Below are 11,260 nucleotides of genomic sequence, written 5' to 3'. Positions count from 1 at the left end.
GATTTTTACCTCTCAGTGATAGTTGTGGTTAGCCGTGGCCGGAGTGCGATCCGGTCACGGCACTCGGTTAACCGGTAATGCGTTTCGGGTGTGATGCCAGTGCTCCAAAGGACGGATAGCCATCAAGAAGCTGCATCATGACTTTTGCCCCTTCCAGCATCGCGTTATCCGTTTCGGTGCCGCTGTTTTCACACACGTTGATCGTTGCCACGATCCCCGATTTCACATCTGAAAAACGCTCATACATGCGGTTGCTGTACAGGACTCGTTTGCCTCCTGCCATCACCTGCCAGTTGTTGCAGTCATTAAATCGGGTGTCTACGTTGTCAAACTCGACCACGTGGGTGTCGCTGGCCTGAATGCGCAGCAGCTTCACGATTTCGGTGCTCTGCCCGACCTTACGGGTCGCCGGACGGGTGTTAAGGTTCTGCATGTTTCCTCCTTCTCTGGGTTAAGGCCGGACATCCGGCCTACGGTTAAAGCTGCACGTATTGCAGGTTGCGTTTCAGTTCCAAAAGAAAATCCGGCTCAAACGACCAGGCGTGCCAGTTAAGCGTTCCGTTGGTGCGGATCTCCACCTGAACGTCGCCGTATCGGGACACATCGGACAGAGTGACGGTGACCCCCGCTTTCAGCGAAGTGGCCTGAGCCACCCACTCCCGTGCGACAGAAACAGGGTTTTGTTCTTCCCCCATCTTCCTGGAAGATTCTTGAGCGGCGGTTTTGACGTTGACGTTTCGTGTGTGCATCCTGGTTTTCTCCTGTGGTGATGGTTGTCCATCTCCCTGGTGAGTTCTCTCGCGGCAAAGGGCAAAGGAGCAACGGCGAAGGGAGGAAGGAAAGGGGCGGAGACTAAAGTTTTTGCGGCACGCAAAAAGTTTTGGCGGAGTGCATTTCACCCCTTGGATGACGACCCGACGGTGCTACGACAAGCCCTCCGCGTGAGGACGCACGGGGGATGGCCTCACCGGGGGAACAGGATGCACACACCCGACACGTCGGAACGGCGTGGCGCCATTAAAGCGACGGCATCAGCCGGCGCGGTGAAGGCGTTCCGGACGGCACGGCCGGAGAAGCCGCAGCCCTTGACCTTCGCCATCAGACCCTAGCCGTATGGCACGAACCCCGGAGGGGTTCGGCGGAGCCCGGCGGGTGCGTCAGCAGCCGCCCTGGCGGAGTGGGGCTCGACGACCGGACAGCAGCGCTGGCCGGGAGCCGAAGGGGGCCAGAAGTGGGATTCGGGTGTTTTGAGGGAATTTGCTGATCGGGTTTCAGAGCCGCCACGCCACGCCACGCCACGCCACGCCACGCCACGCCACGCCACGCCACGCAGGACCGTATCAGTGACAATTCGCCCTCACAATGCCTTTCATGTGCATCTCCCCGGGCTTACATCAGAGCGGGAGGGGGCAGCGCCGCAGGCGCTGGCCTTGCCGTCCGTCAGCCCGAAGGGATGACAGGGTTTTCGCGCGCGAACAGGCGGCGCATATGCCCCGCCCGGATTATTTACTGTGCATCCCCCTGACCGCCCTGGAGAATGAAGTGGCCGCAAAGATAAACGGCACACTGGCGGGTAGCCGATTCGCAGATCTCATCCAGCACTTTCGCCGTGGTTACGGGGTTGAGTCCGGATTCGCGACGTCGCTCGTTGATGAGCGTTTTATACTGGCGCAGGATGCTGCGGGTTTCCGGTGACAGTTGCATGGTGTTCTCCTTTTTTCAGTTTCCGGAGGCAACGCCTCCGGTTTCTCTGTCAGGCATCGAGCGCTGCGCGCAGGTTCAACATGACGTCGTTTTCTTCTTTCAGGGTTTCTTCTGCCGATCCGCCGCCATCCTCAGCGCATACGGCGATACGCTCCATTTCCTTCCCTGCAAGCTGCATCACCACCGCAAGCGCTGCTGCCGGAATGGTGACATTACGGTGTTTCCGTTTTTCTTCCACCATCACCTCAACAATGTTGTAGATGAGAGGGACACATCCGGAGGGATACAACTCTGCCTCCAGTCTTTCCATCACCACGTCGATCTCTTCATCACTGAGATCCCAGTCAATGCAGAGACCGCGAATATCGTTCCGGCTCCAGCTGGCGAATACAAATTTCTCGCCGTCATTATCGTCATCACGCAGCATTTCGATGGCTATCTCTTTTGCTGTACCAATCATGTTTTTCTCCATTAGTCGGGCGGCATTGCCGCCCGTGGTGAATCAGTCAAGAGCACGCCAGATCGTGGCGCTTTCAGGATGGGTATCAGCAAATGCCATAAGCTGCTCATAACGGCGGCAGAAGTGGCGGCACAGCTCCTCATGGTCATGGTTACTGTGGTGCCAGCTCCGGTGATTCAGTACCAGCGCCGTGAGGATGATCCCCGCCACCTCCCCGCTGACAGTCTGCTCAAACCAGTTGTCCGGATTGCACAGGGTCAGGCTCTCCACGTCAGGCGCCATATATCCGCCACCTTCCGGCAGCCGGTAAAACTGCCAGAATCCCCCCTGATACTCAGGGCAGTAACGCTGGGCATAGGCGTACACGGATGCCTCGGACGTCATAAAATCGCCGCCAAACAAATCAGGCAGGAAAGTCAGGCGCTGCGCACCCTCAAGACGAACAGCATCACAGGTCACGGTCTGGTTCATAGATCCTCCACGGTTAACATATTCTCGGTTCCGGCATCGCCGTGACGACACGACAGACCGGCGAAAAGCGGAGGACACAGGGGCGACGCCGCAAGCCGCAGCGCAAAGCCTTCACGGGCTGAATGCACCGTGAAGGGTGCGAACGGGTGAGGACGGAGGCGTCAGCGAACCCTTGTGGCCGATGCGGCCGGGCTACAGTGAAGTCACGGCGCATGCCGTCACCGCACGGAGCTTCAGGGGAGTTTCATTGTCCCGACGTGGCCCGGAGGGCAGCGGCGGATAGAAGCGGAAGGCACTGACATCCTTTTCGCTGTGGATGTCCACCGGTTGCCGGGGCGTTACCCCGGCTCTTTCCCTTACGCGGCCAGCGTCTCCTGTAATGCGTGAACGTCCTTCAGCTCATTCCTGACGGATTCAGGCTCCTGCCGCCCGGCTTCCCAGGCCATACCGATCCGGTTTTCCAGCTCACATTCATAGTTACGCAGAACGCGGGACAGGAGTACCGCCGGAACACTAACCTGACGGTTTGCCACTTCCCGCTGACGAGCCAGGAGATCGCTGACAGTCAGATTATTTACCCCCTCCTGGCGGTATTGCGTCATTTTCATTTCGCCGATCGCCTTCATCAGATTCCGGATTTCAGCCCCGTCCGGTTCTGGCTGGGCTTCACGGCAGGCCACGCTAATCCCCTCTTCCGTCCAGACCAGCAGGACCAGGGGTTCGTCAAACGTGAACATGTTTTCAAGCTGTACACAAAGTTCTTCGCGGGTTCCGTACATCGTTTGTTCTCTCTTGTAAGGGGCTACAGGCCGGGCATCAGCCCGGCAGGGTCAGTCAGTCCTGAAAGGTTTCGTCCAGCACCAGGGCTTCGCGGTAGGCTTCAAGAAGCAGGGTGTTGATCCGGCGCAGAGTCTGCGCAGCCATACGTTCGGTAAGCGTTGCCGCGTCGTGCCGGTGCTGCGATTCGAGGCGGTTCAGCAGCATCCGCACGTCACACATGGCATTGCTGAGCACGGCCACGTCCGCGCGCAGGTGTTCAAGGCCCGGGTAGTTCATGCCGCCTCCGGATAGTCGGGGTAAAACGCGCCGTCATTGGCCGCCGGCATCCTTCTTGCCCGTTCAACCTGTGCCAGACGTCGAACGCCGGCGGCGTGGTACTGCTCAAGCATCTCGATCCCGATATAGCGGCGGCTGGCTTCGGCGGCGGCCACGCAGGTGGAGCCGCTGCCGGCGAACGGGTCAAGGACAATAGCCCCCGGACGCGTGAGCGATTCAATCAGCGGCCGCAGGCTCTGCACCGGCTTCTCCGTCGGGTGATGTCGGTTGCCCGTGTATTTCCAGGGGATCACGTCCGGGATGGGACGGTCCGGGGTTTGCGGCCTTCCCTTCGCCAGCAGGTAGGCGCTCTCATGGGTGTAACCCACGAACGTCGATTTTGAGGCGTAGCTCTTGGCAAAGACGATATGACCAACCACCCGGAAACCGGCCGTTTTCCACGCATTCAGAAACAGATCCGCGCGGTTCCAGGCATAGAAACTCACCATCAGGCTGTCATTTTTCAGCACGCGGTACATTTCATGACAGGCGGGCTGGAGCCATTCTGCTGAGTTGTCCCCGGCCAGGGTACGACCGGTACGGTCCTTATAGCCAACCAGATACGGTGGATCGGTAAGAATAAAATCGACGGCACGCGCCGGAAAACGGGACATCACCTGCACGCAGTCACCCAGAATAAAACGGGACATAGACACACTCCTCTCTGATATGCGGCACCCTCTTGCGCCGTGCCGCCACAAAAACCCGGCGGAAAGCGGAGGGCGCAGGGGCGACGCCGCAAGCCGCAGCGCAAGCCTTTCACGGGCTGAATGCACCGTGAAAGGTGCGAACGGGTGAGGACGGAGACAACGTGAACCCTTGTGACCGCAGCGGCCGGGTTAGCGTGAAGGCACGGCGTTGAACACGCCGCCGGCTGGCGGCAATAAGGCGGAGGGAACCGACATCCTTTGTTACCGGTTCTGGTAGCTGATGAGTCAGACAGGGTATGGCAGAATGCACACTGATAATGGATTCGCGCCGTTATCTTAAATGTGTGCCTTTGATTTCAGGACGTCCCCGACCGGAGACGTCTTTTTTTTGAGTCGGATATATGGCAGGTGAAAGTGTGAAGTGATTGTGTGATTATCAGCGCTGAAAACATCTTAAGGGTTTTCACCTGTAACGAATTGCATGGCTTCAGGACACCCCTCCCCGGATGGTGTCCTTTTTTTCAGCGCCCCTTACAGGATTGAGAGAATGCCAGCCGAAGATTGGAATCTGGAAGTGGGCAGCTGGCACGAAACTTATTTAGCTGTTTTGCAGGCTGAGACTAACGATGATCGGAGTACGCGAAACTCTATCACGTCGTTACGCCCGAGGAGCTTGAGAGCGTCTGGGGAACAGGCCATTGCAGCCTTCAGTGCCAGTGAAATGGCGAGGCTGCGGTAGCGGTTTTGCAGCATGATGGGGGCATCAGCAGGCACTGCGTCAGACACCTGTAGATACGCTTTCCATGCATCTGGCTGTGCCAAAGCATCACGTTCCACAGCTTCGAGCTGGTCTTCACGTTCCTTTTGCTTTTTCGTGGCCATCTGGTCAAGAACCGCCACTGTGGCTGCGGCATTCACCGCACCGGGTATTGCCAGTGTGAGCGCCACAAACAAAATTGCAGTATTACACTTCATTTGTCTTCCTCATTGTGTTCATCTCCCTTATGTCCTGACAGTTCAACAGCTCGCTGGCCGCGCCAGCGTCAGCCCTGCGCTCTTAACCTTTTGCATCAGTCCCTCCCTGGCTGTCTGATTACCATTCTGAATGATGTTCCTGCTCAGGATCGGTTCTTCGGCTTTTTATCGTCAAACGCCAGGAGAACACCGAGGCCGATCAGCGAGGCGTAGCATACCTGCATCGCAATTGTCACCGGCAGGGAGATATTATCAACCAGAACACCGGGAACCACGACGGCAACGCCTGCCAGTATCATTCCCCTGCCGGTCTTTTTGACCCGTTCCGGCCACTGAGATTCAGGCACGTTCCGGGCGCGCAGAAAGTTATGAATGCACTGCTCTGCTTTTTGTTTAATCACTGACATGTTCTAGTCTCCGAATGCCCGGCGCATATTTTTCTTTATCCTGGTCGCTTCACCGGATACCGGTGCGGCAGGCTCTGCTGGTTTCTCCGGTACTGCAGCTTTACTCACGCCAGCCGTACCGGCCATCTGCTGAACAAGCACCTGCAGCTCGCTGACCGTGCCGGGCGGTACCGGCATGCTGGCCAGCAGACGCGGCAGCTCCGGTGCGGTCGTATGCAGGGCCAGACCGGTGATAATCAGGTTTCTCAGCAGCTCTCCGCGCAGGCGGGATGACACGCCCGTCAGCACACGCTCAACCCGTTCACTGCTCCGGTCATCCTGAAGCGTCAGGGTGTAACGCCGGCGCTGGTATTCCGTCTCCGGTGACATGGCCAGAGCCGCCACGCCACCATCAGGCTCATCAGGAAGTCCTGAGAGTGAAGACCAGGTGCCGGAGACCAGGGCCATCACGGCACAAAGCCGGATGGCGCTCAGATGCCCGTCAAAGAACACCGGGATCAGCGCCGGTAAACGGGCATCCGTCTGGTACATCACCGCCCCGGCGGTGGCGGCGGTCCGGATGAAGTCACCGCGCAGGGGCTGTGAGATGGTGCTGATGGTCGCCATCGCCGCGATGTCGGTGCGATCGTCGCTGTGAAGATAGAAAGAATACTGGCCGTCCGGCACGTTTAGTCCTCTTTATTGTAAAGGGCAATCTCTCTGGCCAGCGCCAGCTGCGGATCGCCTATAACCTCGATACGGTCAGGAGCCAGAGGCCAGGCCTGACGGATAGCCTCTTCAATGAGGGATGCCCCTCCCCCGACCAGGAATACCCGGTTAACGTTCCTGAAGGCCGTCAGCTCACTGGTGACACGCGCGCCCAGGGAAGTGATTGCCTCTGTAATTTTGTTCAGAACATCGTCAATTTTTCCGGCATCGTTGATCACTCGCTGCAGATACTGACGATCATTGCGGTTGCGGATGACCGTGTCAGCAATAAGCGCGCTGGTTTCGCTGTCTGCAGCCCGCAGCGCGCCTGCAGCTGCGCGGGTGACCTGTGACACGCCGACAGACGGATTGCCGTGTACCGCACTGATATCATCAAACTGTCCGACAATAACGCCGGCATCGAGCGTGGTTCCGCCGAGATCGATAATCAGTGTGGTCTCAGCGGGTCCGGGCTTCAGCTCGGCGAGACGGGAGAACGCCGCCGGCAGTGATTCCGGCATCACCTTCACGTCCGTTACGGTAAATGCCCTGCCCTTATTCAGAACCAGCTCACGCATCAGGTTTTCCCGTTTGCGTCGGATGTTCTCCTCGTTCCGCTGGCAGTCCCCGTCATAATACTCGCTCAGGGGCAGCGTCACGGTCAGGCTCACCGGCTGCGGCTCAAGTCCGCTGTTCAGCAGGGCATGATGCACGGCCAGCAGGTTGAGATCACCGTACTGGTATTCCACGTTTGTCGTCGGGATGGCATCCCGGCTGACGCTGTCCCAGGTGTATTTCAGCGTGCCCACCTGATAGTTGAACGTTGCGGCACTGAATTCCGCCACTTTCCAGCCATGCCGGAAGGAGTTAGCTGAAACCCGGGTCTGCAGCTCGTTTCCTTCAAACCATGCCAGCTTAACATTAGTTGAACCATCATCGCAGTAAATATTCATCATTATGCTCCGTTAATTAAACTCAATTTGATACATATTATAAGAGCAAAATGGCAAAACAAAAGCCTTATTTTCTCATTGTGAGTAATTTAAATATCTCACAATGAGAATAAATAGCATTTTGAGTAACTTAGGTTACTCACCCTGTTCATGAAGCTGGTGATCTGGATTATCCTCGCGCTGTTAAATATACTGTATGCATAACCAGTATATTTAGACGTCAGGAGGAAAGATGAAACTGCAGCTTTTCAGCACCGGGAAAGCACTCCCGCCACAGGCCCATCCGTTGTTTGCAGACCTGGCCAGTTGCGGTTTTCCCAGCCCTGCCGCTGACTATGTCGAGTCCGACCTGGATCTCCATGATTACTGCATACGGCACCCGAGCGCGACTTACTATCTCCGTGCCAGCGGTGACAGCATGTCCGACGGCAGCCTTTACAATGGCGATCTGCTGGTTGTGGACAGTGCAGAGAAGCCCCGGCACGGCGATATTGTTGTGGCCAGCGTGCAGGGGGAGTTTACGGTTAAACGGCTTCTGCTGACGCCACGACTGACGCTGCAGCCAATGAACGCCGCCTGGTCGCCGATTTATCCCGACCCGGACGATCTGGATATCTTTGGCGTCGTCACGCACATCATCCACCGCCCGAGGGAGATGTACTGATGTTTGCCCTGGCCGATGTGAACAGCTTTTATGCCAGCTGCGAACGTGTTTTCCGCCCTGATTTGAAAGGAAAGCCGGTTGTGGTGCTCAGTAATAACGATGGCTGCGTCATCGCAAGAAGTGCCGAGGCAAAGCCCTGGATCAAAATGGGCACGCCGTGGTTTCAGATGAAAAACGAAAAGTACCCGGAAAAAATATACGCGTTCTCAAGCAACTATGAACTTTATGCCTCGATGTCAGCGCGCGTGATGAGCTGCCTGGAGGAGCTGGCCCCCAGGGTGGAACAGTATTCGATTGACGAGATGTTCCTCGACCTGACCGGCGTTGAGCGCTGCATGGACCTGGAGGACTTCGGCCGGCAGCTGCGCCAGCACGTGTATGACTGTACCCGTCTGACCATCGGCGTGGGTGCCGGGCCGACGAAAACCCTGGCAAAATCAGCCCAGTGGGCCTCAAAGGAGTGGAAACAGTTTCGTGGCGTGCTCGCCCTGACCCGGGGGAATCCTCAGCGAACGCGGAAACTGCTTTCACTGCAGCCGGTCGAAGAGATCTGGGGCGTGGGAAACCGTATTGCACGCAAGCTCAATGTTCTTGGCATCAGGACCGCGCTCGATCTGGCCCTGACGAACCCGGCCTTCATCCGGAAAAATTTCTCCGTCGTTCTCGAGCGAACAGTGCGCGAACTGAACGGGGAAAGCTGCATGTCGCTTGAAGAAGCACCGCCTACTAAACAACAGATTGTCTGCAGCCGCAGTTTTGGCGAGAAGATCACTGAATACGATTCGCTGCGCCAGGCTGTCTGTCAGTACGCAGAACGGGCCTCAGAAAAGCTGCGTAAAGAGCGCCAGTACTGCCGGCATATTTCCGTATTCATCAAAACGTCTCCGTTCGCCGTTAAAGAGCCTTACTACGGCAACGTGGCCACGGAGAAACTGCTTACCCCCACTCAGGACACCCGGGACATCATTGCGGCCGCCACAACGGCTCTGGAGCGTATCTGGAAGGACGGGCACCGGTATGCTAAAGCCGGTGTGATGCTGAATGACTTCACCGGCTCCGGCGTTTCGCAGCTGCAGCTGTTCGACGAACGTCCACCACGTCCTCACAGCGCTGAGCTGATGAAGGTTCTCGATGGCATTAATCATTCCGGGCTGGGACAGGTCTGGTTTGCAGGACGAGGGATTGCGCCTGCATGGCAGATGAAACGCGATATGCTCTCCCCTGCGTACACCACACGCTGGAAAGATATCCCCATAGCGAGGATCGGTTAAATTTCGCTTTTCAGAGAGAGCCAGTAGTGCTCGCCGCAGCCGAACGACAGGGCGAAGCCCGCGAGTGAGCGAGGAAGCACCAGGGAACTGCACGGATAAATTCTGCTTACGCTCGGTGTTAAATGGATACCCCACTCAGCTTTATCCACTTATCCACGGGTATATTTTTATAAAGTCTTTTTTAATTCTTTTTTCTTTATTTTACTCCTTTTAGGGAGCCTGAAAGCCGCATGCAGCGCGCCCTGAGAGGAGTTCATTATGGGCAACTGGTTAACATATTATGGGTAATTAATCACGTATCTGTGGGTTCCATAGCAACAAGCTATGGGATATGCATCAACAAGCTATGGGAAACAGGTCAAGTTTAGATCTCAATTATCCACTTGTGGATAAATTGCATATTTTCCCGGTGGATAAGTAACGTGATAGCTTGCAATTTCTGTTTTCACTGTCATTATGGGTGAATAATAATTTACCCATAGGCCTTGGAATGGATACTCAAGCACTCTTGCCAGCTACTAAAACGTTTAAAAAACGCGCCAGTATAAAGCAATCTAACGAATTGACCGAAGCCGCATATTACTTGCCTCTTCAGGCAAAACGTGTGCTGTGGTTATGCCTTATGCAGGCCTATTTCAACGACAGTCAGGATGATGATTCTGACGTATTACCTCTCTTCAAAATTAGCGTTTCCGATTACGTCAAATACTTCAATGTCGCTACGTCTGTCGCCAGTCGTGATGTAAAGGCTGGGGTAAATGCTTTGGGCGAATCAACGGTTACCTTCTATCCAAAAGAAGGTGAGTTTGAAGAAGTTAAACGTCCTTGGCTTGCTGAAGCAGGAATGAAGAGAGGCCGGGGTTCCTGGCAGATTGAGTTTAACTACAAGGTCATGCCATTCCTTGTTGGCTTAACCTCCCAGTTCACAACCTATTCTCTCTATGACTGCGGCCAGCTCAATAGTGTTCGTGTCATCCGGCTTTATGAAAGCCTGTGTCAGTTCCGGAGCACTGGTGTCTGGATCACCACACATGACTGGTTATGTGAAAGGTTTATGCTTCCAACCTCGCAGAAGAACAATATTGCGGAAATGAAACGTACCTTCCTGGAACCTGCGCTGAAGAAAATTAATGAGAAGACGCCCTTAAAGGTAAGTTATACAACCGAAGAAGATGGTCGCTTACTGTTTAATTTTCTTGATAAAAAACAATAATCTGAAATTTATCCTATATCCCCCCTTGGACTGTTTATTACTTTTGGGGGGATACTAAACTTGCTGTATTTCCCACATTACATGCCGAACTTGACCTGTTTCCCACTGTTCGGGCTGCCCTCTAAGTTGACTTCTTTCCCACACTCCCTGCTGGCCATAAAGTTGACCTGTTTCCCACGGTTCGTGCCGTCTGCGAAGTTGATGTGTTTCCCACAGTCCGGGCCGTCTGCGAAGTTGACCTGTTTCCCACAATGCGGGCCATCTGCGAAGTTGACCTGTTTCCCACAGTTCGTGCCGCCTGCGAAGTTGATGTGTTTCCCACAGTCCGGGCCGCCTGCGAAGTTGACCTGCTTCCCACAGTCCGGGCCGTCTGCGAAGTTGACCTGTTTCCCACATTACGGGCCGTCCGCAAAGTTGACCTGTTTCCCATAGTCCGGGATGTCTGTGAAGTTGACCTGTTTCCCATATTCCGGGGTGTCTGTGTAGTTGACCTGTTTCCCATATTCCGGGATGTCTGTGTAGTTGACCTGTTTCCCATATTCCGGGGGGCTACAAAGTTGACCTGTTTCCCATAGAACACCGATTCTATGGCTGAATGATCTGCGGCCGGAGTCTGCAAAGATTAATCTTGAGTCCCAGCTGTGCGGCAAAGAGATATGACTAGATAAGAAAATCTGTAGCAGCCATTAAAAAAAGCATGAAGTCATGCT

General features: G+C 55.4%; 15 protein-coding genes. 3 read left to right on the top strand and 12 right to left on the bottom strand.

The annotated features are described in order from the left end of the window. Positions 1-67 precede the first annotated feature (67 nt). The 12 genes from ACOQH0_RS24515 to parM all read right to left on the bottom strand — a co-directional run bounded on the left by ACOQH0_RS24515 (position 68) and on the right by parM (position 7,402). Positions 68-433 (bottom strand): hypothetical protein, encoded by a 366-nt coding sequence (locus ACOQH0_RS24515; RefSeq protein ID WP_421512513.1) that lies wholly within the window; start codon positions 431-433, stop codon positions 68-70. Between the two features lie 43 nt (positions 434-476). After that, positions 477-749 carry a hypothetical protein gene (locus ACOQH0_RS24510; protein ID WP_047028265.1) on the bottom strand — a complete coding sequence of 91 codons (273 nt, stop codon included), beginning with the start codon at positions 747-749 and terminating at the stop codon, positions 477-479. A gap of 757 nt (positions 750-1,506) precedes the next feature. Next, the gene (locus ACOQH0_RS24505) at positions 1,507-1,704 is read right to left on the bottom strand and encodes a hypothetical protein (RefSeq protein ID WP_032664460.1); all 198 of its coding nucleotides are present in this window, start codon (positions 1,702-1,704) and stop codon (positions 1,507-1,509) included. Between the two features lie 49 nt (positions 1,705-1,753). Beyond that, complete coding sequence (locus ACOQH0_RS24500) at positions 1,754-2,164, bottom strand: DUF1380 family protein (RefSeq protein WP_032664463.1); 411 nt, start codon at positions 2,162-2,164, stop codon at positions 1,754-1,756. Positions 2,165-2,206: 42 nt separating this feature from the next. Next, a complete protein-coding gene (locus ACOQH0_RS24495) occupies positions 2,207-2,635 on the bottom strand; it encodes an antirestriction protein (protein ID WP_008502215.1) in 429 nt (142 codons plus the stop codon). Between the two features lie 356 nt (positions 2,636-2,991). Next, on the bottom strand, positions 2,992-3,414 hold the full coding sequence (locus ACOQH0_RS24490; RefSeq protein WP_154878171.1) for a DUF1380 family protein: 423 nt from the start codon (positions 3,412-3,414) through the stop codon (positions 2,992-2,994). Positions 3,415-3,469: 55 nt separating this feature from the next. Then, entirely contained in the window at positions 3,470-3,691 is a 222-nt protein-coding gene (locus ACOQH0_RS24485) for a hypothetical protein (RefSeq protein ID WP_237848284.1), read from the bottom strand. Then, positions 3,688-4,380 (bottom strand): DNA methylase, encoded by a 693-nt coding sequence (locus tag ACOQH0_RS24480; protein ID WP_023327695.1) that lies wholly within the window; start codon positions 4,378-4,380, stop codon positions 3,688-3,690. Before ACOQH0_RS24480 ends, ACOQH0_RS24485 begins: the two co-directional genes overlap by 4 nt. A gap of 594 nt (positions 4,381-4,974) precedes the next feature. Continuing rightward, a complete protein-coding gene (locus tag ACOQH0_RS24475) occupies positions 4,975-5,355 on the bottom strand; it encodes a hypothetical protein (protein ID WP_096151712.1) in 381 nt (126 codons plus the stop codon). A 143-nt stretch (positions 5,356-5,498) separates the two neighbouring features. Then, on the bottom strand, positions 5,499-5,762 hold the full coding sequence (locus tag ACOQH0_RS24470; RefSeq protein WP_045295152.1) for a hypothetical protein: 264 nt from the start codon (positions 5,760-5,762) through the stop codon (positions 5,499-5,501). A 3-nt stretch (positions 5,763-5,765) separates the two neighbouring features. After that, the gene (locus ACOQH0_RS24465; protein WP_143347804.1) at positions 5,766-6,428 is read right to left on the bottom strand and encodes a plasmid partitioning/stability family protein; all 663 of its coding nucleotides are present in this window, start codon (positions 6,426-6,428) and stop codon (positions 5,766-5,768) included. 2 nt (positions 6,429-6,430) lie between these two features. Further along, a complete protein-coding gene (parM, locus tag ACOQH0_RS24460; protein WP_080336844.1) occupies positions 6,431-7,402 on the bottom strand; it encodes a plasmid segregation protein ParM domain-containing protein in 972 nt (323 codons plus the stop codon). A 232-nt stretch (positions 7,403-7,634) separates the two neighbouring features. On the opposite strand from parM, the gene umuD reads away from it, so the two are divergent. The 3 genes from umuD to ACOQH0_RS24445 all read left to right on the top strand — a co-directional run bounded on the left by umuD (position 7,635) and on the right by ACOQH0_RS24445 (position 10,550). Further along, positions 7,635-8,066, top strand: coding sequence for a translesion error-prone DNA polymerase V autoproteolytic subunit (gene umuD / locus ACOQH0_RS24455; RefSeq protein WP_045337362.1), 432 nt, complete (start codon positions 7,635-7,637; stop codon positions 8,064-8,066). Next, positions 8,066-9,337: a Y-family DNA polymerase gene (locus tag ACOQH0_RS24450; protein ID WP_127849881.1), complete on the top strand. Its 1,272-nt coding sequence runs from the start codon at positions 8,066-8,068 to the stop codon at positions 9,335-9,337. The genes umuD and ACOQH0_RS24450 overlap by 1 nt, the downstream gene beginning before the upstream one ends. Before the next feature lie 490 nt (positions 9,338-9,827). Beyond that, on the top strand, positions 9,828-10,550 hold the full coding sequence (locus ACOQH0_RS24445; RefSeq protein ID WP_029403849.1) for a replication initiation protein: 723 nt from the start codon (positions 9,828-9,830) through the stop codon (positions 10,548-10,550). Positions 10,551-11,260 lie beyond the last annotated feature (710 nt).

This window comes from Enterobacter sp. JS8-1, from assembly GCF_049187015.1.
Lineage (GTDB): Bacteria > Pseudomonadota > Gammaproteobacteria > Enterobacterales > Enterobacteriaceae > Enterobacter > Enterobacter mori.
This window is presented reverse-complemented; position numbering and strand designations above follow the sequence as displayed.